The following is a 26,053-nucleotide window of genomic DNA, read 5'->3' as shown; positions in this document are numbered from 1 at the left end:
AGCAGGAGCGGACTCATGGCAGTCATCCAGCGGTCCTGCGCGGATGCTGGAGCGAGACGGCGGCTCGGATCAGCCGCCGACCTGTCCCCGGTGCCGCAGCAGGTGGTCGGCCAGCACGCAAGCGACCATCGCCTCGCCGACCGGCACGGCGCGGATGCCGACGCAGGGGTCGTGGCGGCCCTTGGTGAGAATCTCGGTGTCGTGGCCGGTGCGATCGACGGTCTTACGCGGGGTCAGGATCGACGAGGTCGGCTTGACGGCGAACCGCGCCACCACCGGCTGGCCGGTGGAAATGCCGCCCAGGATGCCGCCGGCATGGTTGGACAGGAAAGCCGGACCATGATTGCCGGTCCGCATTTCGTCGGCGTTCTGTTCGCCGGTCAGTTCGGCACTGGCGAAGCCATCGCCGATCTCGACGCCCTTGACCGCATTGATGCTCATCAGCGCCGCGGCGAGGTCGCCATCGAGCTTGGCATAGATCGGCGCGCCGAGCCCGGCCGGCACGCCCTCGGCCACGATCTCCACCACCGCGCCGATCGACGAGCCGGATTTGCGGATGCCGTCGAGATAGTCGGCGTAGAACGCCGCCTTATCCTTGTCCGGGCAGAAGAACGGGTTGTTGCCGATCTCGTCCCAATCCCATTTGTCACGGTCGATCTTGTGCGGACCGATCTGCACCAGAGCGCCACGCACGGTCATGCCGGCAATCACCTTACGGGCGATCGCGCCGGCGGCGACCCGGGTAGCGGTCTCGCGCGCCGACGAGCGGCCACCGCCGCGATAGTCGCGGATGCCGTACTTCGCCTCGTAGGTGAAGTCGGCATGGCCGGGGCGATACTTGTTCTGGATGTCCGAATAGTCCTTGGAGCGCTGGTCGGTATTCTCGATCAACAGCGCGATCGGGGTGCCGGTCGTCACCTGCACGCCGGTCTCGGGATGCACCATCACGCCGGACAGGATCTTCACCTGATCGGCTTCCTGGCGCTGGGTGGTGAAGCGCGACTGGCCGGGCCGGCGGCGGTCGAGATCGCCCTGGATATCGGCCTCGGTCAGCGGGATCAGCGGCGGGCAGCCGTCAACCACGCAGCCGATCGCCACCCCATGGCTTTCGCCAAAGGTGGTGACGCGAAATAGATGGCCGAAGGTATTGAACGACATGGCGCGGACCGACCCTTTTGGATTGCGCCGGTGTGGTAACGCGCCGGCCGGACACGGTCAAACCGGCCTCAGCCCCCTCTCCCCTTGTGGGAGAAGGGAAGAACGCCGCGGAAGCTCAGCTCACGATGTCGAAGCCGCCGTCGCGGAAGACGTAGACGGCGCCCTGCTGGATCGGGCCTTCCAACGCTTCGCGCGGGGTTTTCAGGCCGAGCGCGACGAACAGGGTGCGTCCGGTGCCGACATGTCCGACCGCGACGGTGTCGCGCTTCAGCGCGGCGACCCAGTCGGTGACGAACGGCAGCCGCTGGGCGTAGCTCTCGCCGCGCAGCGGCGCGACGCTCCAGCGGTCGGCATGGCGCGCAGCATAGAGTTCCGGGTCGGACTGTTCCATGTCCTTGAGGGTGAAGCCTTCCCACGCCCCATAGGTGATCTCGCGCAGCCGCTCGTCGACCGCGTAGCCCTGGGGCGGCAGACCGAGCGCGCCGCGCACCAGCTCCATCGTCACGCGGGCGCGGCCGAGCGGGCTGGCGCTATAGTCCAGCTCCGCCGGCGGCTCACCGCTCCGTGCGAGCAGCCCGCCGAGCACGCCGCCGGCCGAGACCGCCTGGCCCCGCCCCTTGTCGTTCAGCGGAATGTCCCGCGTGCCCTGATATCGCCCGGTCGCGTTCCAGTCCGTCTCGCCGTGGCGGATGAAGTAGATGGTGGGCATGGCCTTACTTACGTCATTGCCGGGCTCGACCCGGCAATCCATCAAGGATGGTGATTTAGAGGATGGATGCGCGGGTCTAGCCCGCGCATGACGATCCTGAGCGTGTCCTCAGTCCTTGCCGCCGAGTGAGATGTCCGGCGCGTCGGGGTTCTTCATGCCGACGACGTGGTAGCCGGAATCGACATGGTGGACTTCGCCGGTAACGCCGCGGGACAGGTCAGACAAGAAGTACAGCGCACTATCGCCGACTTCCTCGATCGTCACGGTGCGGCGCAGCGGCGCGTTGTATTCGTTCCACTTCAGGATGTAGCGGAAGTCGCCGATGCCGGACGCGGCCAGCGTCTTGATCGGGCCGGCCGAGATGGCGTTGACCCGGATGTTCTTCTCGCCGAGGTCGGCGGCGAGGTAGCGCACGCTGGCCTCCAGCGCGGCCTTGGCGACGCCCATCACGTTGTAATGCGGCATCCACTTCTCGGCGCCGTAATAGGTCAACGTGATGATCGAGCCGCCGTCGGTCATCAGCTTCTCGGCGCGCTGCGCGATCGCGGTCAGCGAGTAGCACGAGATCAGCATCGACTTGGAGAAATTCTCCGGCGAGGTGTCGACATAACGGCCGTCGAGCTCGTCCTTGTCGGCGAACGCGATGGCGTGAACCACGAAGTCGATCTTGCCCCACTTCTCCTTCACCGCGTCGAACACCGCGTCGATCGTGGCGCCGTCGGTGACGTCGCAGTGCCCGAGCACCAGGCCGCCGAGTTCGGCGGCGAGCGGCTCGACCCGCTTCTTCAGCGCGTCACCCTGATAGGTCAGCGCGATCTCGGCGCCCTGGGCGCGGCAGGCTTTCGCGATGCCCCAAGCAATCGAACGGTTGTTGGCGACGCCAAGAATGACACCGCGTTTGCCTTGCATCAGGCCGGAAGCTGTCGACATGGACTATCCTATCGTCTTGCAATCGGCCTTCGACCTACACCAGCGGCCCGGCCGGGTACAGCCCCATGTCCCCGTGCAAATTCAACCATTTGGGCAAGGCTGGGCGGCCTACCCAGCATCGATCGCGCCGGACGAAAACTGTCTTCGTCAATTAGTTGGAAAACCGTGCGCTATTCGAAATCGCGCAGCGTTTTCAATGCGTGCTATGCGACCGATCCCATTTTCGACATCGATTATCGCCAATCGGAACACCGACGCGCCGCAGAATCGCACCGGCCGCTCAGCATCTTGTGAGTCGCGTCCGATCCGCCGATCGACGCAAGCGGCCTCGGGCGGGGTTGCGCGCTGATCCCCCGCACCGAGGCCGCTACTTGCGTCAAATTCCGCTGCCCGTGGGCTTAGCCGAGCTCGGTCCGCGGATTGTAGGGATGGTCGTCCCGCCACTTCTGCATCAGCTTCTCCAGCGCGGCGTCGTGGCCGTCCGGGAGAATGATGCGGGTGGTGACGAACAGATCGCCGACCGCGCTGCCTTTCGGCAGCCCCTTGCCCTTGAGCCGGAAGATCCGGCCGCTGGAGGTGTTCTTCGGGATCGACAATTCGATCGCGCCGGTCAGCGTCGGGACCCGGACCTTGGCGCCGAGCACCGCCTCGTACAATGTCAGCGGCAGCTCGAGCTTCAGATCATTGCCGTCGATCTTGAAGTAGGGATGCGGGGCGATGTTGACGGTGATCAGCAGGTCGCCGGCGCGGTGACCGGGCGCGCTCTCGCCCTGCCCTTTCAGCCGGATCTGCTGGCCCGCGCTGACGCCGGCCGGAATCTTGACGTTGAGCTCCTTGCCGGTCGGCAGCCGCACCCGCTTTTCGGTGCCGCGTGTCGCTTCTTCGAGCGTCACCGTCATCGACACCGATTGATCGAGGTCGGGCGCGAAGCCGGTATCGAAGTCGAAGCCCTGGGTGCGACCACGCGCACCGGCGCCGCGCGCGCCGGCTGCGCCGCCGAACATCGAATTCAGGATGTCCTCGAAACCAGCCGCGCCGCCGAATCCGCCACCGGGGGCACCGCCGCCGCTGCGGAAGGAATATTGCTCGAACCCACCGGCGCCGCCCGCGCGGCCGCCACCACCAGGGAAACCCTGGAAGCGCGGCTTGCCTTCGGCATCGATCTCGCCGCGGTCGTATTGCTTGCGCTTGGTCTCGTCGCCGAGGATTTCGTTGGCGGAGTTGATCTCAGAGAAGCGCGCGGCGGCTTTAGGATCGTTCTTGTTGCTGTCGGGGTGATGCTTCTTCGCCAGCTTGCGATAGGCGCTTTTGATCGCCGCAGCGCTGGCGTCCCGCTGCACCCCCAGGACCTCATAGGGGTCGCGCATCCGTCTCGTCTCCTTCAGGAATTCCAACTGTGGGCGAACGCCCGTCGCCAGTCATCTGGGGGTTTCATGTCTTTTTTGCAACCGGAATCGGCCCGCCAGCGGACGCAATTCGGCAGGAATCAGCTCTTACGCCACGGCCGCAGCGAGCGGATTTCCCAATGTCCCTGCGTGGTCCGGCACGCCGCGCCCTGCATCCAGCTCTCGGTCCGCTCCTTCACATAGGAGGCGAGAAAGTCGCGGCAGGTGCGGCCTTCGTTGCTGTAGGCGGCCGCCAGAGGCGTCACCGAGCCCCGCGCTCCGGTGGTCGGATTCTCCCACGGCTGGCTGGAATCCTTGTCGCCTTTGGTCAGCACGTCGGAGGCGGCGATCCGCGCCAGCGCCATATCGGCGTCGGTCGGGCCATCCTCGCGGGCCGGCAGCACGGCGCCGATCGAGCCGGTGAAGTCGCTGCTGTCCATCTGGGCAAAGGCCCCGTCGCGTCCGTTCATGCCGCAGCCGCCGAGCGAGGCACCGATTAGAATCGCTATCATCGCCGGCGAGCCGTGCGAGATGGCCGATAGGCCAATGCGTTGCCGTGTCCTATATAGGTCGAGCCTATATAGGACCCGCAGCGCGTTCCGGACCGCGGTGAAGCACAAGTCGGATTCCCTCGCATGAGCGACCCTACGATCAGACCACAGAGTGAGTTAACGCCCGGTGATTTCACTGCGGCAGAGAATCCGTTTGCGCTGTTCGCTGAATGGCTTGCGGAAGCCAACAAGTCCGAACCCAACGATCCGAACGCGATGGCGCTGGCAACGGTCGATCCGGACGGCCTGCCCGACGTGCGCATGGTTCTAATGAAGGGCTATGACGAGCACGGTTTCGTGTTCTACAGCCACATTGCTAGTCAGAAGGGCCGCGAGCTGGCCGCCAATCCGAAGGCCGCGCTGCTGTTTCACTGGAAATCGCTGCGCCGGCAGATTCGGATTCGCGGCACCGTGACCCCGGTGACCGACACCGAGGCCGACGCCTATTTCGCGACCCGGCCGAAGCAGGCGCAGATCGGCGCCTGGGCGAGCAAGCAGTCGCAGCCGCTGGAAAGCCGGTTCGCGTTCGAGCAGGCGATCGCCAAGGTGACGGCGCGCCATCTGATCGGCGACGTCCCGCGGCCGCCTGGCTGGAGCGGCTGGCGGATCACGCCGAGCCGGATCGAGTTTTGGCACGACCGTCCGTTCCGCCTGCACGACCGCATCGAATTTCGCCGGGACACCCCGGATCACCCCTGGACCAAGACAAGGCTGTATCCATGAGCCCCGACTCCCAAAAGCCGCGCCCGCCCGAGAGCAACGCGCCGCGCCGGACCATGATCCTGACCGGCGCCAGCCGCGGCATCGGCCACGCCACGGTGATCCGCTTCTCTAGCGCCGGCTGGCGAGTGATCACTTGCTCGCGCCATCCGTTTCCGGAGCAGTGCCCCTGGGGTGCCGGGCCGGAAGACCATATTCAGGTCGACCTCGGCGACCGTGCCGACACGTTGCGGGCGATCGATGAGATCCGCGAGCGGCTCGACGGCGGTGTGCTGCATGCACTGGTCAATAACGCCGCGATCTCGCCGAAAGCGGCGGGCGGCGCCCGTCTCGGCACCATCGACACCGAAATCGACACCTGGGAGCACGTGTTCCGGGTGAATTTCTTCGCGCCGATCCTGATGGCGCGCGGGCTGATCGAGGAACTGAAGGCGGTCAAGGGGTCGGTGGTGAACGTCACCTCGATCGCCGGTTCGCGGGTGCACCCGTTCGCCGGCGCCGCCTACGCCACCTCGAAGGCAGCGCTCGCGGCGCTGACCCGGGAGATGGCGGCGGATTTCGGCCATGTCGGCGTCCGGGTCAACTCGATCGCGCCGGGCGAGATCGATACGTCGATCCTGTCGCCGGGCACCGAAAAGATCGTCGAGGAGCAGATCCCGATGCGCCGCCTCGGCACCCCGGACGAGGTTGCCAAGATCATCTACGTGCTGTGCACCGAGACGTCGTCTTATGTGAACGGCGCCGAAATCCACATCAACGGCGGCCAGCACGTTTGATTCTGCGCCCGGCGCCCCAAGCCGGGCCTGCAGCAGCTACCAACCTGAAGTGCCCCGAAAAGACCAACGCCCCATTTCCGATCGCATCGGAAACGGGGCGTTGCAGACGATCGCATCGGTCTTGTTGCGTGCGGCGTGGCGGCTCGAGGCGGCTACGCCGGTCGTCATCAAATCAGTCTGCGCGGAACACACGCGTCGGTCGCCGGCGAACCGGCGACTGGAGGGCGATGCCGGCACTCGAACAATCATCCTCCGACTCGTCATCGAGCAGAGCCGCTCCGCAGTGTCTGCACCGGCGTCCCTCGTCTCCCCGGATACCGAGCGGCTTGGCACGGTAGCTGGCGAGGTCGACGACGTTTCGGAGATCCGGGTTTAAGACTTTTTCAAGCATGCTGTCCTCGTGGCGTAGGCCGACGTTATCGCAGCAAACTGATCTGCCAAGTCTTCAGCCGAATGCTCAAATTTTACCGGGCGGCGGCCGTCAGGAGAGATGCTTTCCAAAGAACTGCATCGATCGACTCCACGCGAGTTCCGCCGCCTCGCGGTCATGCACCGCCGCACGCTGCTCGTTGACGAAGGCGTGGTCGGCCTCATAGCGGAAGAACTCGGCCTGCTTGCCGGCGGCCTTCAATCCGGCCTCGAACGCATCCACCACCTGCGGGGTGCACCAATCGTCGCGATTGGCGAAGTGGCCCTGCATCGGTACCTGCACCTCGGACGGCTTGGCGGCCTGCTCCGGCGGAATGCCATAGAACACCACCGCAGCGCTCAGTTCCGGAATCTTGCACGCGCCGATCACCGTCACCGCCCCGCCGAGGCAGAAGCCGGTCAGACCAACCTTGGCGCCGTTGCGCGACAGATAGTTCACTGCGCCGCGCACCGTCTGGGTGGTGGCGTCCATGAAGTCGAGCGAGCTCATCTCTTTATTGGCGGCATCCGTGTCGTGATACGGCACCACCGTGCCGTTGTAGAGATCGGGCGCCAGCGCATCGAAGCCGGCCAGCGCGAGGCGGTCGGTCAATCCCTTGATCTGCTCGGACAGCCCCCACCATTCCTGGATCACCACCACGCCCGGCGCCCTGCCGCTGGCGGCGTTGGCGAGATAGCCGCTCGCTTCCTTGCCGTCCGGACGTTTGAAAGTGATCAGCGTGCCCATGGATCCTCCTCGCGGGTTACATGCAATTGCTTTTTATTATTTTGTCCGGAGCAGCCGCCGGATGCAATCGCTGCTAAGCGGCAAACGCCGGAATGCAGACAACAAAAAAGCCCCCGAAGGGGCTTTCCTGTCTCGTTGTGTTGGTTCGTCCGCCGCTTAGTGGACGTTCGACCAGACCTTGCGCTTCACGAAGTACAGCAGGCTGGAAAGGATGACCAAGAAGATCATCACCTGCAGACCGAGGCGCTTGCGGGCCTCCATGTGGGGCTCGGAAGCCCACACCAGGAACGTCGAGATGTCCTTGGCGTACTGCTCGAGGGTCTCCGGGGTGCCGTCGTCGTAGCTGACCATGCCGGCCTGGATCGGCGGCGGCATCTTGATCGAGTGGCCCGGGTACCACTTGTTGTAGAACGAGCCGTCCGGGAGACTGAAGCCTTCCGGCGGGGTGTCTTCGTAGCCCTGCAGCAGCGCGGCGATGTAGTTCGGGCCCTGCTCCTGGAACTGGGTGAAGAAGTCGAAGATGAACTGCGGGAAGCCACGCGGATAGGTGCGCGCCTTGGCCAGCAGCGACATGTCCGGCGGAGCCGCACCACCGTTGGCCGCACGAGCAGCCTGCTCGTTCGGGAACGGCGAGTGGAAGGTGTCGGCGAGCCGGCCGGGACGCTCGAACATCTCACCCTGGTCGTTCGGACCGTCCTTGATCTGCGCAGCGGCCGCGATCTCCTTGGCCTGCTCCACGGTGAAGCCCGGGCCACCCGGCTCGGCGAGGTTGCGATACTGCAACAGCTTCAGCGAGTGGCAGTTGGAGCAGACTTCCTTGTAGATCTTGAAGCCACGCTGCAGCTGGGCGCGATCGTAGGTGCCGAACGGACCCGCGAAGCTCCACTGCAGCGACGGCGGGTTCTCGCCACCTTCGTTGGCCTTGGCCGGCTGCACGCCGCCGACCATCAGGCCGCCTGCGAACAGCACCGCCACCAGGCCGGCAACGGCCTTGGCGACCTTGCCCTTGTTGAGCACGTCTTCGGCGATCGAGTTCGGCAGCGGCAGAGTCTTTTCCATACGACCCAGCACCGGGAGCACGATCAGGAAGTAGGCGAAGTAGAAGAAGGTGAACACCTGACCGAGCGTGGTGTAGATGCCTTCCGCAGGCTTCGAGCCGAGCCAGCCCAGCACCAGGCAGGTCACCACGAAGGCCCAGAAGAAGCGCTTGGCCATCGGCCGATAGCGGGACGAGCGCACCTTGCAGCTGTCGAGCCAGGGCAGGAACAGCAGCACGATGATCGCACCGAACATCGCGATGACGCCCATCAGCTTGTTCGGGATCGAACGCAGGATCGCGTAGAACGGCAGGTAGTACCATTCCGGCACGATGTGCGGCGGGGTCACGCCCGGGTTGGCCGGAACGTAATTCTCCGCGTCGCCGAGGTAGTTCGGCATGTAGAAGATGAACCAGGAGTAGAACACCAGGAAGCACGACATGCCGAACACGTCCTTGAGGGTCGCGTAAGGCGTGAACGGAACGGTGTCCTTCTCGGTCTTCGGCTCGACGCCGGCCGGGTTGTTCTGGCCGGTGACGTGCAGCGCCCAGACGTGCAGCACGACCACGCCGGCGATCACGAACGGCAGCAGGTAGTGCAGCGAGAAGAAGCGGTTCAGGGTCGGGTTGCCGACCGAATAGCCGCCCCACAGCAGCGTCACGATGCTGTCGCCGACGATCGGGAACGCCGAGAACAGGTTGGTGATCACGGTGGCGCCCCAGAAGCTCATCTGGCCCCACGGCAGCACGTAACCCATGAAGCCGGTCGCCATCATCAACAGGTAGATGATGACGCCGAGGATCCACAACACTTCGCGCGGCGCCTTGTACGAGCCGTAGTACAGACCGCGGAGCATGTGGACGTAGACGGCGATGAAGAACATCGACGCGCCGGCGGCGTGCATGTTGCGCAGCAGCCAGCCGTAGTTGACGTCACGAACGATGCGCTCGACCGAGTCGAAGGCGAGATCGACATGCGGGGTGTAGTGCATCGCCAGCACGATGCCGGTGACGATCTGCACCGCCAGCATCATCGACAGGATGGCACCGAACGTCCACCAGTAGTTCAGGTTACGCGGCGTCGGGTAGGCGATGAAGGAGGAATGAACGAGGCCCGCGATCGGCAGGCGCTGCTCCAGCCACTTCATCAAGGGGCTTTGTGGCTGATAGGTCGAGGGTCCGCTCATGATGCGATCCTAGTAAGCATTGGTACGGCGCACGGGAACGTCAGCCGATCTGGACTTTGGTGTCGGAGACGAATTGGTAGGGAGGAATCGGCAGGTTGAGCGGCGCCGGCCCCTGGCGGATACGACCGGAGCTGTCGTACTGCGAACCATGGCACGGGCAGAAGAACCCGTCGTATTTGCCCTCGTGCGCGATCGGAATGCAGCCCAGATGGGTGCAGATGCCGACCACGACCAGCCAGTTCTCGTGGCCTTCCTTGGTCCGCGCCTGATCGGTCTGCGGATCCTTGAGGTCGGACAGCGGCGTGTTGCGCGCTTCTTCGACCTGCTTCTTGGTGCGGTTCATGATGTAGATCGGCTGACCGCGCCAAAACACCTTGATGTCCTGACCTTCAGCGATCGGGGTCAGATCGACTTCGATCGGCGCGCCGGCGGCGATCGTCGACGCGTCCGGGTTCATCTGCGAGATGAACGGCCACACCGCAGCCGCCGCACCGACGGCGGCAACCGCGCCGGTTGCGATATAGAGAAAATCACGGCGTGTCGGTTCCGCCGAAGCCTCTGTCGTCACGATCCAAAGCCCTTTCATCTCTGCGACCGGCACAGCGCTCTCGGCAAAGCTTGCGAGACGATTGCCCGGGGAGGTCGCGAGATCGGCGGCCTTCAACATGCCCCGGGCCGCTTGTCATGGCCGGTCGGGTAGAACAGACAGTCCAGAATCGTTCTATTGGCACCCTTGCCGGTAGAGCGCAAGCCCGCGAACGGCTAATTGGCGCGCCTCGATCGATTCCAAGATGTGCCATGACACACGGCACGTTATCGTTCAGTTGATAGGGAGCATTACGGGATGCGCATCGCCCTGTTTCAACCCGACATCCCGCAAAACACCGGCACTATTCTTCGGTTTTGCGCCTGTTTGAACGTTGAAGCGCACATCATCGAGCCGGCCGGCTTTCCCACCTCTGATCGGCATTTCCGTCGCTCCGGGATGGACTACCTGGATCAGGTGAGCATCGTCCGGCACGATTCTTGGCTAAAATTCGAGCAATGGCGGAAAACCGCGGGTTGGCGGCTGATTTTACTTACGACCAAAGGTGAAAGGCCTTATTTCGAACAGCGTTACCAACCGACTGACGTGCTGATGCTCGGCCGGGAAAGTGCCGGGGTCCCGGACGACGTCGCGGCTGCCGCAGATGCCAGGGTAGTAATTCCTATGCAGCCCGGCCTGCGCTCGCTCAACATCGCGATGGCCGCGGCCGTGGTGACCGGCGAGGCGTTGCGGCAAACCCAGTTCGCACAGTGAGGACCGACGCGTGAGCTACGCGGTTAAGGAGATATTTCTGACGTTGCAGGGCGAAGGCGCCCATGCCGGCCGCGCAGCCGTGTTCTGCCGCTTCGCCGGTTGCAATCTGTGGACCGGCCGCGAACAGGACCGCGATCAGGCGACCTGCAAATTCTGCGATACGGACTTCATCGGCACCGACGGCACGCTCGGCGGCCGCTACGCCAGCGCCGAGCATCTCGCCGACACCATCGCCGAGCAGTGGGGCGGAGATGCGCGCGACCGCTACGTGGTGATCACCGGCGGCGAGCCGCTACTGCAGCTCGACGGCGAACTGATCACCGCACTGCACGCGCGCGGCTTCGCGATTGGCGTGGAGACCAACGGCACGATCGAGCCGCCGGTCGGCATCGACTGGCTGTGCGTCAGTCCTAAGGCAGGTGCCGAGTTGCGCATCCGCCGCGGCGATGAGTTGAAGCTGGTGTATCCGCAGCCAGATGCGATGCCGGAAGAGTTTGCGGCGCTCGAGTTCGAGCGGTTTTCGCTGCAACCGATGGACGGCCCGGACCGCGACGACAACACCACCCGCGCGATCGCTTACTGCCTGAAGCACCCGCAATGGCGGCTCAGCCTGCAGACTCACAAGATCACCGGCATCAGGTAGCTCGCGCCGGCGTGATCCGGCTGTCATGACGAATCGCTAGGCTCATCGCGAGGTCAACAACCGAGCAGGAGCCGACCATGGACTTGAAACCGGGCGATATCGTCATGCTGAAATCCGGCGGCCAGGCGATGACGGTGGCGGAAGCCAGCGACGACAGCGCCACCTGTCTGTGGATGGGTGAAGACGGCGATCTGTTCCGCGAGACCCTGCCGCTGGCCGTGCTCGATTCCATCGCCGTCGAAGTCGACGATGATGAGGACGAAGACGACGATCTCGACGAAGACGAGCAGACCAAGGTCGCCTGAACGAACAGGCTGTCTTCGCCACAACTGACGCGGCCGCGGATCAGCACGCGGTCGCGTATTTTCCGGACGAGCCTGACGCGTGGCGTTGCTTCGCTCCGGCACCTTCTTCCTTGCTAATCGCCGCTGCGGCTACAGCAGATGATCGCGTGCGAAGCGTGCCGCGGTCTGATCAGCGATGGTGCGGAGCGCGGCCGGATCGAGCGGGAAATCGGCCGCCAGCCAAGCATCTTCAGCCAGCGTCAGCACGTGGCCGAGCGCCGGCCCGGCAGCAAAGCCGCGCGCGAGGAAATCTGCGGCCTTGAGTGGGAAGGTCGGCGCCTGCCAGCGCTGCGGCAGCGCGATCAGTTGGCGCCACGGCGCTGGATCGGCGCCGCGACCGGCGCGCGCCCAGGCCAGCATCATGCGGTCGTGAAACCGCGCTTCGCCGAGCCGATATAGCCGCCGCCGCGCGGTCGCTTCGTCCATGCCGGCAAGCCGCCACCAGCGGTGGCCCATCGAGTCGAGCCGCTTGGCTTCGACGTTCGACAGCCGCAGCCGCTGGGCCAGCCGCTTGGCATCCTCGGTGACAGCCACGGCCAGCGCGCCGAGCCGTCGCACCGGATCGGCCTCGAGCCCGAGCGCACGTTCTGCGCCGATCATCGCCGCAAAGGCACCGAGATAAGCGACACCGCCAAGCACCGCGAGCAGCAGCCCACCATCGGCCATCGCCACCACCGAGGCTTCGGCGCCGTCCGCGATCATCAGCTTCAACATCTCCATCCGCTGCCGCTCCGCCGACAACGCGGCAAGACCGCCGCGGCCGCGGATGCAGGCCAAATACGCGTCGCGATCCGGCTCGCCGGCACCATAGGCGGCGTGGATGCGGAAGAACCGCAGGATGCGCAAGTAATCCTCGGCGATGCGCTGGTCGGGATCGCCGATGAACCGCACGCGGCGCGCCGCGATGTCGACGAGGCCGCCGACGTAGTCGTGCACCGCCCCGTCGGCCGACATCGACAGAGCGTTGATGGTGAAGTCACGGCGCTGCGCGTCGCGCTCCCAATCCCGGCCGAACGCCACCTTGGCCTTGCGGCCGAAGGTCTCGACGTCTTCGCGCAGCGTGGTGATTTCGAAACCGTGGCCTTCGACCACCAGCGTCACGGTGCCGTGCTCGATCCCGGTGGGCACCGCCTTGATACCGCCGGCCTTGGCGCGGCGGATCACTTCGTCGGGCAGTGCGGTGGTGGCGATGTCGACATCGCCGATCGGCTCGCCGAGCAACGCGTTGCGCACGGCGCCACCGACCACCCGCGCCTCTTCTCCGTCGCCGTTCAGCAGCGCGAGTACCCGCGCCGCCGGTCCCGTGTGTAGCCACGGCGCATCGCTGCGCACTGGCATGTCGGTCATTTCTCTACCCCAGGCACCAGCCTGCCGTTCTCCAGATGCGCCGGAACATAGGTCGATCCCGGCGGTGCGCCCGAATAGTGCACCAGCAACAGCAAGCTCACGATCACAAGCACCAGCGCTGTCGCCACCAGCCACCCGACCACGCGCAACGGCCAAGAGGCACGATGCAACATCGCCGACCGTGTGGCGATCAGGAAGGCCGCGTACAGCACGAAAGGTATGAGGAAAATTCCGATCTCAGTAAGGACGACACGGATCATGGCAGGCAGACCCGTTCGTACAGCGCGCGCAGAATGCCCGCCGTCGCCCCCCAGATGTAGCGCTCGGCGAACGGCATCGCGTAGTAGGACCGCTGCGCGCCGCGAAATTCCTTGCTGTGCAATTGATGATTTCCGGGGTCCATCAGGAACGCGAGCGGTACTTCGAAGGCGTCGTCGACTTCCGATTTGTTGATGGCAAGTTCAAAGCCCGGCCGCACCCGCGCCACCGTCGGCAAAATCCGGAAACCGAAACTGGTGCCATAGACATCGAGATAGCCGATCGGCTCGACATAGGAGCGATCGAGCCCGATCTCTTCCTCGGCCTCGCGCAAGGCGGCATCGAGCGGCGAATTGTCGGTGGCGTCGATCTTGCCGCCGGGAAACGCGATCTGGCCGGCGTGATCGTTGAGATGCGCGGCCCGCATCGTCAGCAGCACGGTCGGCTCGGCGTGCTCGACCACCGGAATCAGCACCGCAGCGGGACGGATCGGCCGTTCCTGCGCGATGGTGCGCAGCATCTGATCGTTGCCCTGATCACCGGTGGCGGGAATCACCCCGGCGTCGGTGAGCGCCGCCGGCACGTCGAACCGCAGCCGCCGCTGGGCCCGATCGAAGAAGTCCGCCGAACTGATGCTACCGCTGGCAGACTGCGTTCCCGTCATCGGTCCGGTCAATGCGCTTCCCTCATCAGCTCGGCATCGGCCATGGCGAAGAACGCGCCGCCGGACGCAATGCCGAACATCGAGCGACCATCGACCACTCGCTCCTCACCGATGTCAACCAGATCGTAATACACCGCCCGCGTCACCTTGGCCCACAGATCGGCACGCACGTGAAGGTACGGTGTCACTCCGCCGTCTTCGGCAACTTCGAACCGCAGCCGGTGGTCGGCATCACACGTCACCCAGTCGTCGACATTGGTGCGGAAGCGCAGCAGCGCCCCGCGCTCGTCCGCATCCTTGACCATTTCGACCGCGAGAAACGGCGCATCGTCGACCTTGATGCCGACCTTCTCGACCGGGGTCACCAGGAAGTGCTTGTCGCCCTCGCGCTTCAGAATGGTCGAGAACAGCCGCACCAAAGCGGGGCGGCCGATCGGCGTGCCGAGATAGAACCAGGTTCCGTCCGAAGCGATGCGCATGTCGAGATCGCCGCAGAACGGCGGGTTCCAAAGATGCACGGGCGGCAAGCCCTTGCCCTTGGCGGCGCTCGCCGCGGCCTCCCGCGCGGCCTCGGTGAGGCCGTCGAGATTGTGCGGTGAACTCTGCCCTTGCTTCGCCATTGTTTACCCTGACCCTCGATTTCCAACCCGGCACGCGAGCTGCCCTGTTTCGCCACGCGCGGCTTGTTTTAACTCTCCACAACGTGATCCGCGCCAATCCCGCGATGCTCATAATGTGGGGAAAGATTTGGTGAATGAAACCAGGGCCTTCGCTGTCTCGCGGCGAACAGCCTAACATGCTCCCGGTGAAAACAACCGGCCCGGCGGCGGCCGGTGTGGACAGGAGAGACGATATGGCCGGCGCAGACAGTGTCGAGAAACTCGAAGACGTCATCGTCCGCTCGGCCGAGCAGGTCGCCAGCGAAGTGCGCGCCGCCAAGGAAGCGATCTCGACCGTGATCTTCGGCCAGGATCGCGTGGTCGAAAATACGCTGGTGACGATTCTGTCCGGCGGCCACGCTTTGCTGATCGGCGTCCCCGGCCTCGCCAAGACCAAGCTGGTGGAAACCCTGGGTGTCACGCTCGGTCTCGATGCCAAGCGTGTGCAGTTCACGCCCGACCTGATGCCGTCAGACATTCTCGGCGCCGAAGTGCTCGACGAGACCGCCGCCGGTAAGCGCTCGTTCCGCTTCATTGCCGGCCCGGTATTCGCGCAGCTGTTGATGGCCGACGAAATCAACCGCGCCAGCCCGCGCACCCAATCGGCGCTGCTGCAGGCGATGCAGGAGCAGCACATCACCGTTGCGGGCGCCCGGCACGATCTGCCGAAGCCGTTTCATGTGCTCGCCACGCAGAACCCGCTGGAGCAGGAAGGCACCTACCCGCTGCCGGAAGCCCAGCTCGACCGCTTTTTGATGGAGATCGACGTCGACTATCCGGATCGCGACGCCGAACGCCGTATCCTGTTCGACACCACCGGCGCCGAGCAGGCGGCACCGAGAGCAACGATGAGCGGCGAAACGCTGCTGGCGGCGCAGCGGCTGGTGCGGCGGCTGCCGGTCGGCGACTCGGTGGTTGAAGCGATCCTGTCGCTGGTGCGCTCGGCTCGTCCCGGCCCCGACGCCGGCGACCTCGGCAAGCTGATCGTCTGGGGCCCCGGCCCGCGCGCCAGCCAATCGCTGATGATGGCGGTGCGCGCCCGCGCGCTGCTCGACGGCCGGCTGGCTCCGTCGATCGACGACGTGCTCGACCTCGCCGAACCGATCCTGAAGCATCGTATGGCGCTGACCTTCTCGGCCCGCGCCGAAGGCCGCACCATTCCGGACGTGATCCAGAAGCTCAAGAGCCGGATCGGTTGATGGCGCAGGCCGAGGAGCATCGCACCCAGGAGACGCTCGCGGTTCGCCGCGCGGATGGCGAAAGCCGTTCGCTCGCAGCGTCGTTGCCACGCCTGATGCTCGAGGCCCGCCGGATTGCCAACAACGTCACACACGGTCTGCACGGTCGCCGCCGCGCCGGCGCCGGCGAGAATTTCTGGCAGTATCGCCGCTTCGTCTCCGGCGAGCCGGCGCAGAACGTCGATTGGCGCCGCTCGGCGCGCGACGATCATCTCTATGTCCGCGAGCTGGAGTGGGAAGCCGCGCACACCGTCTGGCTATGGCCGGACCGGTCGCTGTCGATGGCCTTCGCCTCCAAGAGCGCGCGCGACAGCAAACTCGAGCGCGGCCTGATCGTGGCGTTCGCACTGGCGGACCTGCTGGTCGCCGGCGGCGAACGGGTCGGCATTCCCAGCCTGATGAACCCGACCTCGAGTAACAACGTCATCGACAAGATGGCGCAGGCGATCCTGCATGACACCGCCACGCGCAGCAGCCTGCCGCCGTCATTCGTGCCGTCGTCCCGGGCCGAGATCGTGGTGCTGTCCGACTTCTGGTCGCCGGTCGGTGAGATCCGGCAAATGCTCGCCGGCCTGTCGGCTTCCGGCGCCCACGGCACGCTGGTGCAGATCGTCGATCCCGCCGAAGAGAGCTTTCCCTATGCGGGGCGGGTCGAATTCGTCGAGCCCGAAGGTGGCGGCGCGATCACAGCCGGCCGCGCGGAGAAATGGGCCAGCGACTACATCGCTCTGGTCGCCGCGCATCGTGACGCGATCCGTGCCGAGACCTCCAAGCTCGATTGGCTGTTCTCGACCCACACCACCTCGCGCTCGGCCGCCGAGCTGCTGCTGTTCCTGCACGGCGGCATGACCACCGCCAAAGACGCCGGCGGCAAAGCAGGACGTGGCGCATGATCGGCGCCCTCCCCCTTTCGTTCGCACAGCCGCTGCTGCTGATCGGCCTGCTGGCGCTGCCGGCGCTGTGGTGGCTGCTGCGGGTGATGCCTCCGCGGCCGCGTCGGGTCGATTTTCCGCCGACCCGGCTGCTGTTCGAGATCGCCCCGAAGGAAGAGACGCCGTCGCGTACGCCGTGGTGGCTGACCGCGCTGCGAATGCTCGCGGCCGCGCTGGTGATCATCGCGCTTGCCGGTCCAATCTGGAATCCGCAGACCGCTGCCGGCGGCAGTCAGGCGCCGCTGCTCATCCTGCTCGATGACGGCTGGAGCGCGGCGTCGAGCTGGGAGGCGCGGATCAAGGCGGCCGACGAGCTGATCGCCGAAGCCGACAGCGCCCGCCGCGCAGTGGCGCTGGCGCCGCTGTCAGAAACCGCGCGCGATCCTGCCCTGATGCCGGCCGGTACCGCGCGGGTGTCACTGCGCCAGCTGGCGCCAAAGCCGTATGCGGTCGAGCGCGTCGATGCGCTGCCCGGAATCGAGCGGTTCCTGAAGACCGCCGGCGATACCGAGCTGGTCTGGTTGACCGACGGCGTCGACACCGGCCGCGGCAGCGATTTCGTCACCGGGCTGAACAGACTGGTGCAGAACCGCAGCGTCACCATCGTCGAGGGCGGCGCCCCGCCCGCCCACGCGCTCGCCGCCGCCGAAAACGCCGCGGCGAAGATGACCGTGAAGGTGTTGCGCGCCCAGAGCGGCGGCGTCGATGCCGGTGTGGTCCGCGCGCTCGACGCCAAGAGCGCGCCGATCGGCGAAGCCCGCTTCAGCCTTGCGCCCGGCGCCACCGAGACCGAGGCGGCTTTCGAGCTGCCGGTCGAGCTGCGCAACGACATCGCCCGGCTTGAAATCGCCGGCGAGCGCTCCGCGGGCGCCGTGCAGCTGCTCGACAAGCGCTGGCGCCGCCGCGGGGTCGGCATCGTGTCCGGCGCAAGCAGTGATACGGCGCAGCCGCTGCTCGCAGCAACGTTCTATCTCACCCGCGCGCTGTCGCCGTTCGCCGACCTGCGCCAGGGCGAACGCACCGCGCCGCAGCAGGTGATCGCACAATTCCTCGATCAGAAGCTGCCGATGATCGTGCTCGCCGATGTCGGCGCGTTGTCACCGGAAATCCGGCAGCGGCTCGATGCCTGGATCGAACAGGGCGGCGTGCTGATACGCTTCGCCGGGCCTCGCCTTGCCCGCCAGGACGATGACGATCTGGTCCCGGTGAAGCTGCGCAAAGGCGGCCGCAGCCTCGGCGGCAGCCTGACCTGGGAGAAGCCGCAGCAGCTCGCCGCGTTCTCCGGCGATGGACCGTTCGCCGGACTTGCAGTGCCGAGCGACGTCACCGTCAACCGCCAGGTGCTGGCCGAGCCGGACGCGACGCTGCCCGGCAAGAGCTGGGCGTCGCTCGCCGACGGCACTCCGCTGGTCACCGGCGAGCATCGCGGCAAGGGACTGGTGACACTGTTCCACGTCAGCGCCGACATGCGTTGGTCCAACCTGCCGATGTCCGGCACCTTCGTCGAGATGCTGCGCCGGCTGGTCGACATGTCCGGCTACACATCGACGCCCGGCGCCGGCGTTGCCGCCGATCCGAACGCCGCCGAGACGGTGTCACCGCTGCGAAACCTCGACGGCTTCGGCGCGTTCGGTCCGCCGCCGGCCTCCGCCAAGCCGATTCCTGCCGATTATCGCGAGCGCGGCAGCGCCGAACATCCGCCCGGATTCTACGGTCCCGCCGATGGCCCGATCGCCGTCAATGCACTCGCCGCTGCCGACCGCATCGCGCCGCTGGATACGTCGGCGATCAATGCCCGCCGCGCCGCCTATAGCAACGCCGAGCCGCGCGATCTGCGCGGCATGCTGCTGGCCTCGTCGCTCGGCCTGTTCCTGCTCGATGCGCTGATCGTCGCCGTGCTCGGCGGCGGGCTGGCCGCGCTGCTGATGCGCCGCCGCCGCGCCGCCGCCGCCGCACTGGCGCTGATCATCGCACTGCCGCTGGCATCGATGCCGCTCCCGCTGCGCGCGCAGGGCGCCAAAGACGACTTCGCCATCAAAGCCACGGCACAGACTCACCTCGCCTACGTCATCACCGGCAACGCCGACGTCGATGCGATCGTCAAAGCCGGGATGAGCGGGCTGACGCTGTTCCTGGCGCAGCGTACCGCGCTCGAAGCCGGCGAGCCGGTCGGCGTCGATCCGGCGCGCGACGAGCTGTCGTTCTTCCCGCTGATCTACTGGCCGATCATCGCCGGCGGGCCCAAGCCGCCGCAGGACGCGCTCAACAAGATCGACGCCTACATGAAGCAGGGCGGCACCGTGATCTTCGACACCCGCGATGCGATCGAAGCGCCGCCGGATCCGAACGGCGCATCGCAGACGCCCGGCATGATCACGCTGCGCAATGTGCTGTCGTCGCTCGACGTGCCGGAGCTGGAGCCGGTGCCGCGCGAGCACGTCCTGACCAAGACGTTCTACCTCTTGCGCGACTTCCCCGGGCGCTTCACCACCGGCCAGACCTGGGTCGAGGCGCTGCCGCGCGAGACCGACGAGGACGACACCACGCGCCCGGCGCGCGGCGGCGACGGCGTGTCGCCGATCATCATCACCTCCAACGATCTCGCCGGCGCCTGGGCGCTGCGTCCCGATGGTCAGCCGATGCTTCCGCTGACGCCCGGCGAGCCGCGCCAGCGCGAATTCGCTTTCCGTGCCGGCGTCAACATCGTGATGTACACCCTGACCGGCAACTACAAAGCGGACCAGGTCCACGCACCGGCGCTGATCGAGCGGCTGGGGCAGTGATGCAACATCGACAACAATCGAGCGAGGCATCCTTCACCTATCCCATGGGGAGAGGTCGGCGCGCAGCGCCGGGTGAGGGGTTTCGCCCTCTCAATAGGTCGTACCCCCTCTCCCCAACCCTCTCCCCATGGGAGAGGGAGCAGGCAGCATCCGGAGCTAGCACCTGATGCACTACGGCATCGCCTTTGCGCCTCTCGTCCCGACCGCCGTGCTGTGGGTCGCGATCGCTGCTGTTGCGGTGATCGCGCTGCTGCTGCTGCTCGGGCGGTCGCGCGGCGCCTGGGTGCGGATCGCAGCGCTGGCGCTGATCGTGCTGGCACTCGCCAATCCGTCGTTCACCCGCGAGGAGCGCGAGCCGCTGTCCTCGGTCGCCGCCGTGGTGGTCGACAAGAGCCCGAGCCAGAATTTCGGCAAGCGCACCGAAGAAGCCGAACAGGCCAAGGAGGCGCTGGTCGACCGGCTGAAGCAGATCAAGGGACTCGAGGTCCGGGTCGTCGAAGCCGGCCAGGCCGACGGCGAGACCGATGGTACCAAGCTGTTCGGCGCGGTGACGTCGGCGCTGTCCGACGTGCCGACTGACCGCGTCGCCGGCGCGTTCCTGATCACCGATGGCCGTGTCCATGACATCCCGGCGAACGCGCAGGCGCTCGGCTTCCAGGCGCCGGTGCAGGCGCTGATTACCGGCCGCAAGGACGAGCGCGACCGCCGCATCGCAATCCTGGCGGCGCCGCGATTCGGCATCGTCGGCCAGACCCAGACCATCACCTACCGGCTCGACGACCAGGGCATCACTGGCGACCGCGCCCGCGTCGTGGTGCGGCGCGACGGCGAAGTGCTGAACCAGCGCACCGTGCTGAGCGGCCAGACCGTCAATGTCGATGTCGAGATCAAGCACGCCGGCCAGAACATCGTCGAGATCGAAGCCTCGCCGGTGGAGAACGAGCTGACGCTGGTCAACAACCGCGCGGTGGTGTCGATCGACGGGGTGCGCGACAAGCTGCGGGTGCTGCTGGTGTCCGGCGAGCCGCATTCCGGCGAGCGCACCTGGCGCAACCTGCTGAAATCCGACGCCAGCGTCGATCTGGTACACTTCACCATTCTGCGGCCGCCGGAGAAACAGGACGGCACGCCGATCAACGAATTGTCGCTGATCGCCTTCCCGACCCGCGAGCTGTTCCAGCAGAAAATCAACGAGTTTCAGCTCATCATCTTCGACCGCTACGCCCGCCAGGGCGTGCTACCGATGGCGTATTTCGACAACATCTCGCGCTACGTGAAGAATGGCGGCGCGGTGCTGGTATCGGCGGGGCCGGACTACGCGTCGACCACCTCGATCTGGCGCACGCCGCTCGACACGCTGCTGCCGGCCGAGCCGGTCGGCGTCACCGAGAAGCCGTATCACGCGCGGCTGTCGGACGCCGGCAAGCGCCATCCGGTGACGCGCGGGCTCGAAGGCTCGGCCTCCGAGCCGCCGCATTGGAGCCGGTTCTTCCGCACGGTCGACACCCGCAACGCCACCGCAGCGCCGCTGATGACCGGCGCCGACAACATGCCGCTGCTGCTGCTGTCGCATTTCGGCGAGGGCCGCGTCGCGCTGCTGCTGAGCGACCACATCTGGCTGTGGGCGCGCGGCTACGAGGGCGGCGGCCCGCATCTCGATTTGCTGCGGCGGATGTCGCACTGGCTGATGAAGCAGCCGGATCTCGATGAAGAAGCGCTGCGGCTGAAATCCGAGGGCAAAAACCTCGAAGTGCTACGGCAGACCATGGGCGAGAGCGTGCCGCCCGTCACTGTCACATCGCCGTCGGGCAAGACCCGTGAACTGACGCTGACGGCCGGCGATCCCGGCACCTGGCGCGCGACGCTTCCGGCCGACGAGCTCGGATTGTGGTCGGCGACCGACGGCACGCTGAAGGCGCTGATCAATGTCGGGCCGGTCAATCCGAAGGAATTCGCCGAAGTCACCTCGACCACCGAGACGCTGCGGCCACTCACTCAGGCGACTGGCGGCGATGCCCGGCGGATCGCCGAGAGCGGCAGCGTCGAGCTGCCGCGGATCGTGCCGGTGACCTCGGCGACGATGTTCCGCGGCGACGGCTGGCTCGGCGTGCGGATGCGCGACGCCAGCGTCGTCACCGGCGTCGGCGTGCTGCCGGTGTTCACCGGGCTGATCGGCTTGCTGCTGCTGCTCGGCGCCTTCGCGGCGACTTGGCTGCGCGAAGGCCGCTGATCACTCTTGAAAGGTGGAAGTCGAGCTGCGCCTACCAGCGCAGCTCGCGGGTCAGCGCCAGCGGCGGGTGGCCGAACAATTCGTTCACCGCAGCAGTGTCGAGCCGGTCGATCCCCTCGAACGCATCGGCATGAATGCCGCGGGTGACGAACAGCAGATCGATGCCGTAGCCCTGCGCGCCGGCAAGATCGGTCCGCACCGAGTCGCCGATCGCCAGCACCCGCTGCACCGGCGTGTCGACGCCACGGATCTCGCGCGCCAACGCCATCGCCCGGTCGTAGATCGGCCGATGCGGCTTGCCGTAGAAGATCACGTCGCCGCCGAGCTCGCGATACAGTTCGGCGATCGCGCCGGCGCAGTAGATCAGCCGGTCGCCGCGTTCGACCACGATGTCCGGATTGGCGCAGACCAGCGTCAGCTTGCGCTCCAGCGCCTGCCCCATCATCTCGCGATAGTCTTCGGCCGACTCGGTTTCGTCGTCGAACGGCCCGGTGCAGATGATGTAATCGGCCTTTTCGAGCGGCGTCAGCACCGCGTCGAGGCCGCGATAGATCGAATTGTCGCGGTCCGGGCCGAGCCAGTAGATCGACTGTCCGGGATGCTGGGCCACATAGATGCGGGTGAGATCGCCCGACGACACGATCGCGTCGTAGCAATCGTCCGGCACGTCGAGCTTGCGGAGCTGGCGCTGCACCGAATCCGCAGGCCGGGGCGCATTGGTGATCAGCACGACGGTGCGGCCTTGATCGCGCGCGGTCTTCAGCGCCGCGCAGGCGTCAGGGAACGATTCCAGGCCGTTATGCACCACGCCCCAGATGTCGCTGAGCACGACGTCGACCGAGCCGACGAGCTCGTGCAGATGCTCGACGAAACGCAACGTGGTCATCGGCTGAATCGATCAGAACGGGCCGGCGGCGCGGCGAACCAGTGCGGCATTGCCGGTGACGCGTGCCGGCTCGATGCGAGCGAGCGGGCTCTGCGGTAGCTTGCCTGGATCAAGATTGATGTCCTGCTGGGCCGGGGCGTTGGAAGCCGGCGCGGCCGCGTTGGTGGCGGTCTCTGGCCGCAGCGGACGGGGCGCTGCGAACAAGAACCCCTGCCCAAACCGAACATCGTAGTCAAGCAGGTCGACCACCGCGCGTTCGCCCTCGATCCGCTCGGCGATCAGATCGATGCCGAAGCGGCCGAGCAGATCGGACAGATCCACCGGATGGATGTCGGCCGACGCGGTGTCGTGCGCGGCAAGCAGCAGCGACGCCGGCACCTTGATGAAGCGGACGCCGCGATCGGCCAGTTCGCGGGGCTCGAATCGCAGATCGGTGACGTGGTCGATCGAGAACCGGAAGCCGCGCTGCGCCAGCGCCGCAAGATGCTCGGCTTCGATCGGGCCAAGGCCGCGCAACGCGCTCTGCTTGAATTCGAGGATCAGGGACGGCGCCAGCGCGCGATTGGCCTCGAGGAAGTCGAGACACTGGGCGAAGGCGGCCTTGTCGGACAGCGTCGCGCCCGCGATGTTGACGAACAGCCCGACGTCCTTGTTGCGCACCAACAGCCGACGGACCACCTGAACGGCGCGCAGCAGGATGGCGTTGTCGATCCGCCCCATCAGTCCGGCGGTCTCGGCGATCGGCAGGTAGGTTTCGGCAGGGATCGCCTGATCGGCGTTGTCCCGCAGACGCGTCACCACTTCGTAGGCGCGCACCTTGCGCTGCGGCAGCGAGACCATCGGCTGCAGATAAAGATCGAAGCGGCCGCCATCGACGGCGCTCGCTACCGCTGCCGCCAGATTGGGACCGGCGGGCGCAGTGACAGCGGCAGGCGCCGCAGCCAAAGCCGGAACTGAAGCGGCCTCGGGTGTCGCAACCGTAGAAGCGGCGACCGTCGAAGCGGCCGACGCCGGCGCAACTCCGACGATCGGCGTTTCGGGCTGAGGCACCGATGGCGGCACGGCTGCGGGAGCGGGAATCGCCGGCGCTGCCGCGGGCGGGATCGCTGCCGGTGCCAGCGTGGCAGGTTCCGGCGCCGCGATCGCCTCCGGGCGGACCACGCTGTGGGCGGCGGAGGTCAGAAGGTCTTCGTGGGCAGCCACGGAAGCAGCAAGCTGCTGCACCAGAGTACCGAGCTCGGTGATTTCGTCGGAGACGTGCTGGACCCGGTCCTGCTGCGACGACCGGGCGGAAACCAGCTTGGCCTCGACCACCGCCAGCCGCCGGCCGAATTCGCCGACCTGGCGGGCGAGATCGGCAGTACCGCGCGACAGGTCGGCGATCTGATCGCCAGCCTCGGCGCGGTCGCGCATCCGCATCGAAACCGCCTGGTACAGCACGAACAATGTCAGTGCGGTCAGGCCGACCAGCGACGCCTGGGCGAAGTTAAATCCGGCGACCGCATACACCACCATGCCGAGCGAGGTGGCGATCAGCACCATGCAGACGGCAATGAAAATGGTCGAGATGCGGATCATTTAAGCCGGTGGTTGCCTGCCGATCCGCCATCTTTGTCGATTCGGCGGACGAGTCCACTGGATTCGTCCGCCGTCCCAAGGGGATATCGGGCAGAATCAGGCGACCGCGCGGATCACCTTGCCGACCTTGTCGACGATCTCACCGATGTGGTCCTCGCTGAGGATCAGCGGCGGGGTCAGCGCCAGGGTGTCTCCGGCGATCCGCAGCATCAGCTCGTGGTCGTGGAATCCGGCATTCATCGCCTCGAAGCCACGCTTGCCGACCGCATCGGCGATCGAGGCGAGGTCGATACCGGCGGTCAGGCCGACGGTGCGGATGTCGACCACGTTCGGGGCCGACTTCAGCGACATCACTGCCTCGGCGAATTTCGGCTCCAGCGCCTTGGCGCGCTCGAACAGCTTCTCGTCGCGGTAGATGTCGAGGGTGGCGATGCCGGCCGCGCAGGCCAGCGGATGCGCCGAATAGGTGTAGCCGTGCGCCAGCTCGACCGCGTGCTCGGGGCCGGTCATGAACGCATCGTGGATCTCCGCCGAGGTGATCACGCCGCCCATCGGCACCGCACCATTGGTGACGCCCTTGGCGAAGGTGATCATGTCCGGGGTGACGCCGTAACGTTCGGACGCGAAGGCATAGCCGAGACGGCCGTAGCCGGTGATGACCTCGTCGAAGATCAGCAGGATGCCGTGCTTCTTGGTGATCTCGCGCAGCTTCTTGAGATAGCCCTTCGGCGCCGGCAGCACGCCGGTGGAGCCGGCCATCGGCTCGACGATCACCGCCGCGATGGTGTTGGCGCCGTGCAGATTGACGAGGCCTTCAAGCGCTTCGGCGAAGTGCGCGCCGTATTCCGGCTCGCCGATGGTGAAAGCCTGCTTGTCGCGATCATAAGTCGCAGGCAGATGATCGACGCCGTTGAGCAGCGGACCGAACATCTTGCGGTTGTTGCCGATGCCGCCGACCGCGGTGCCGCCGAAGCCGACGCCGTGATAGCCGCGCTCGCGGCCGATCAGGCGGGTGCGTGAGCCCTGGCCCTTGATCTGCTGATAGGCGACCGCGATCTTCAGCGCGGTGTCGCCGGCTTCCGAGCCCGAATTGCAGAAGAACACGTGATCGAGGCCTTCCGGCGCCAGATCGGCGATCCGGCTGGCGAGTTCGAACGCCTTCGGCTGGCCGAACTGGAACGGCGGCGAGAAGTCGAGTTCATCGGCCTGCGCCTTGATCGCCTCGGCGATTTCCTTGCGGCCATGGCCCGCATTGGTGCACCACATGCCCGAGGCGGCGTCGATGATCTTGCGACCATCGGCGGTGATGTAGTGCATGCCTTCGGCACCCACGACCATCTTCGGCGCGCGCTTGAAGGCCCGGTTCGCGGTGAACGGCATCCAGAACGCGTTGAGATCGTTCGGCGCGTTGACGGCGGACGTGGGCTTGATCTTGTCTAACATGGCGCTCCTCATGCACTGCGCGGCCGGGGGTGAAAGGCGCGGCACGGTATCAGCTTCACGCCCCTACGGGAACGCCGCGAGCCAGCAAATTTCCGTGGGGCATCCATCTGTTAATGGACCCCGGCGGCGAGGGATTTGCG

The 26,053-nt window shown here is 66.2% G+C and carries 24 protein-coding genes; 9 read left to right on the top strand and 15 right to left on the bottom strand.

What is annotated here, in order from left to right; all coding sequences use genetic code 11:
- Nucleotides 1-69: 69 nt before the first annotated feature.
- The 5 genes from aroC to HZF03_RS06055 form a co-directional block, all read right to left on the bottom strand.
- A complete protein-coding gene (aroC, locus tag HZF03_RS06075; RefSeq protein ID WP_012494891.1) occupies nt 70-1,158 on the bottom strand; it encodes a chorismate synthase in 1,089 nt (362 codons plus the stop codon).
- Nucleotides 1,159-1,273: 115 nt separating this feature from the next.
- Complete coding sequence (locus HZF03_RS06070; protein WP_119019421.1) at nt 1,274-1,867, bottom strand: histidine phosphatase family protein; 594 nt, start codon at nt 1,865-1,867, stop codon at nt 1,274-1,276.
- A gap of 108 nt (nt 1,868-1,975) precedes the next feature.
- Complete coding sequence (gene fabI, locus HZF03_RS06065; protein WP_011156763.1) at nt 1,976-2,797, bottom strand: enoyl-ACP reductase FabI; 822 nt, start codon at nt 2,795-2,797, stop codon at nt 1,976-1,978.
- Between the two features lie 398 nt (nt 2,798-3,195).
- Complete coding sequence (locus HZF03_RS06060; RefSeq protein ID WP_012494889.1) at nt 3,196-4,164, bottom strand: DnaJ C-terminal domain-containing protein; 969 nt, start codon at nt 4,162-4,164, stop codon at nt 3,196-3,198.
- 119 nt (nt 4,165-4,283) lie between these two features.
- Complete coding sequence (locus tag HZF03_RS06055; protein WP_104511951.1) at nt 4,284-4,694, bottom strand: RT0821/Lpp0805 family surface protein; 411 nt, start codon at nt 4,692-4,694, stop codon at nt 4,284-4,286.
- A 123-nt stretch (nt 4,695-4,817) separates the two neighbouring features.
- Here HZF03_RS06055 and pdxH point away from each other — a divergent pair, with 123 nt between their 5' ends.
- On the top strand, nt 4,818-5,456 hold the full coding sequence (gene pdxH / locus HZF03_RS06050; protein WP_011156760.1) for a pyridoxamine 5'-phosphate oxidase: 639 nt from the start codon (nt 4,818-4,820) through the stop codon (nt 5,454-5,456).
- Nucleotides 5,453-6,229: an SDR family NAD(P)-dependent oxidoreductase gene (locus HZF03_RS06045; RefSeq protein ID WP_011156759.1), complete on the top strand. Its 777-nt coding sequence runs from the start codon at nt 5,453-5,455 to the stop codon at nt 6,227-6,229. The genes pdxH and HZF03_RS06045 overlap by 4 nt, the downstream gene beginning before the upstream one ends.
- Before the next feature lie 481 nt (nt 6,230-6,710).
- On the opposite strand, the gene HZF03_RS06040 is transcribed toward HZF03_RS06045, so the two are convergent.
- The 3 genes from HZF03_RS06040 to petA all read right to left on the bottom strand — a co-directional run bounded on the left by HZF03_RS06040 (nt 6,711) and on the right by petA (nt 10,176).
- Complete coding sequence (locus HZF03_RS06040; protein WP_119019422.1) at nt 6,711-7,385, bottom strand: dienelactone hydrolase family protein; 675 nt, start codon at nt 7,383-7,385, stop codon at nt 6,711-6,713.
- A gap of 156 nt (nt 7,386-7,541) precedes the next feature.
- Nucleotides 7,542-9,608, bottom strand: a complete 2,067-nt coding sequence (locus HZF03_RS06035) for a cytochrome c1 (protein WP_011156757.1) — start codon at nt 9,606-9,608, stop codon at nt 7,542-7,544.
- Nucleotides 9,609-9,648: 40 nt separating this feature from the next.
- The gene (gene petA / locus HZF03_RS06030) at nt 9,649-10,176 is read right to left on the bottom strand and encodes a ubiquinol-cytochrome c reductase iron-sulfur subunit (RefSeq protein WP_012494887.1); all 528 of its coding nucleotides are present in this window, start codon (nt 10,174-10,176) and stop codon (nt 9,649-9,651) included.
- A 276-nt stretch (nt 10,177-10,452) separates the two neighbouring features.
- On the opposite strand from petA, the gene HZF03_RS06025 reads away from it, so the two are divergent.
- The 3 genes from HZF03_RS06025 (at nt 10,453) to HZF03_RS06015 (ending at nt 11,856) form a co-directional block, all read left to right on the top strand.
- Entirely contained in the window at nt 10,453-10,908 is a 456-nt protein-coding gene (locus HZF03_RS06025) for a tRNA (cytidine(34)-2'-O)-methyltransferase (RefSeq protein WP_104511954.1), read from the top strand.
- A 10-nt stretch (nt 10,909-10,918) separates the two neighbouring features.
- Nucleotides 10,919-11,551, top strand: a complete 633-nt coding sequence (gene queE / locus HZF03_RS06020) for a 7-carboxy-7-deazaguanine synthase (RefSeq protein WP_119019423.1) — start codon at nt 10,919-10,921, stop codon at nt 11,549-11,551.
- Between the two features lie 77 nt (nt 11,552-11,628).
- Nucleotides 11,629-11,856: a YodC family protein gene (locus HZF03_RS06015; protein WP_011156753.1), complete on the top strand. Its 228-nt coding sequence runs from the start codon at nt 11,629-11,631 to the stop codon at nt 11,854-11,856.
- Nucleotides 11,857-11,985: 129 nt separating this feature from the next.
- Here the strand turns inward: HZF03_RS06015 and HZF03_RS06010 are convergent, their stop codons facing one another.
- From HZF03_RS06010 to HZF03_RS05995, 4 genes are read right to left on the bottom strand one after another with little or no spacing between them, the layout of a single operon-like run.
- Nucleotides 11,986-13,242, bottom strand: a complete 1,257-nt coding sequence (locus HZF03_RS06010; protein ID WP_119019424.1) for a CCA tRNA nucleotidyltransferase — start codon at nt 13,240-13,242, stop codon at nt 11,986-11,988.
- Nucleotides 13,239-13,502 carry a DUF6111 family protein gene (locus HZF03_RS06005; protein ID WP_012494883.1) on the bottom strand — a complete coding sequence of 88 codons (264 nt, stop codon included), beginning with the start codon at nt 13,500-13,502 and terminating at the stop codon, nt 13,239-13,241. Before HZF03_RS06005 ends, HZF03_RS06010 begins: the two co-directional genes overlap by 4 nt.
- Complete coding sequence (locus tag HZF03_RS06000; protein WP_179906265.1) at nt 13,499-14,164, bottom strand: CoA pyrophosphatase; 666 nt, start codon at nt 14,162-14,164, stop codon at nt 13,499-13,501. The genes HZF03_RS06005 and HZF03_RS06000 overlap by 4 nt, the downstream gene beginning before the upstream one ends.
- Before the next feature lie 8 nt (nt 14,165-14,172).
- Nucleotides 14,173-14,784 carry a DUF1285 domain-containing protein gene (locus HZF03_RS05995; RefSeq protein ID WP_119019425.1) on the bottom strand — a complete coding sequence of 204 codons (612 nt, stop codon included), beginning with the start codon at nt 14,782-14,784 and terminating at the stop codon, nt 14,173-14,175.
- 233 nt (nt 14,785-15,017) lie between these two features.
- On the opposite strand from HZF03_RS05995, the gene HZF03_RS05990 reads away from it, so the two are divergent.
- The 4 genes from HZF03_RS05990 to HZF03_RS05975 all read left to right on the top strand — a co-directional run bounded on the left by HZF03_RS05990 (nt 15,018) and on the right by HZF03_RS05975 (nt 22,006).
- A complete protein-coding gene (locus tag HZF03_RS05990; RefSeq protein ID WP_119019426.1) occupies nt 15,018-16,022 on the top strand; it encodes an AAA family ATPase in 1,005 nt (334 codons plus the stop codon).
- Nucleotides 16,022-16,954, top strand: a complete 933-nt coding sequence (locus HZF03_RS05985) for a DUF58 domain-containing protein (RefSeq protein ID WP_119019427.1) — start codon at nt 16,022-16,024, stop codon at nt 16,952-16,954. Before HZF03_RS05990 ends, HZF03_RS05985 begins: the two co-directional genes overlap by 1 nt.
- The gene (locus HZF03_RS05980; protein WP_119019428.1) at nt 16,951-19,776 is read left to right on the top strand and encodes a DUF4159 domain-containing protein; all 2,826 of its coding nucleotides are present in this window, start codon (nt 16,951-16,953) and stop codon (nt 19,774-19,776) included. Before HZF03_RS05985 ends, HZF03_RS05980 begins: the two co-directional genes overlap by 4 nt.
- Nucleotides 19,777-19,942: 166 nt before the next feature.
- On the top strand, nt 19,943-22,006 hold the full coding sequence (locus HZF03_RS05975; protein WP_119019429.1) for a hypothetical protein: 2,064 nt from the start codon (nt 19,943-19,945) through the stop codon (nt 22,004-22,006).
- Between the two features lie 31 nt (nt 22,007-22,037).
- Here HZF03_RS05975 and HZF03_RS05970 read toward each other — a convergent pair whose 3' ends face one another.
- From HZF03_RS05970 to aptA, 3 genes are all read right to left on the bottom strand, one after another.
- The gene (locus tag HZF03_RS05970) at nt 22,038-22,892 is read right to left on the bottom strand and encodes a TIGR01459 family HAD-type hydrolase (RefSeq protein WP_119019852.1); all 855 of its coding nucleotides are present in this window, start codon (nt 22,890-22,892) and stop codon (nt 22,038-22,040) included.
- A 12-nt stretch (nt 22,893-22,904) separates the two neighbouring features.
- A complete protein-coding gene (locus HZF03_RS05965) occupies nt 22,905-24,470 on the bottom strand; it encodes an EAL domain-containing protein (protein ID WP_119019851.1) in 1,566 nt (521 codons plus the stop codon).
- 96 nt (nt 24,471-24,566) lie between these two features.
- Nucleotides 24,567-25,913: an omega-aminotransferase AptA gene (gene aptA / locus HZF03_RS05960; RefSeq protein WP_042440842.1), complete on the bottom strand. Its 1,347-nt coding sequence runs from the start codon at nt 25,911-25,913 to the stop codon at nt 24,567-24,569.
- Nucleotides 25,914-26,053 lie beyond the last annotated feature (140 nt).

This window comes from Rhodopseudomonas palustris, assembly GCF_013415845.1.
Taxonomy (GTDB): domain Bacteria; phylum Pseudomonadota; class Alphaproteobacteria; order Rhizobiales; family Xanthobacteraceae; genus Rhodopseudomonas; species Rhodopseudomonas palustris_F.
The sequence above is the reverse complement of the archived record's forward strand: the minus strand, read 5'-3'. Positions and strand labels throughout refer to the sequence as shown.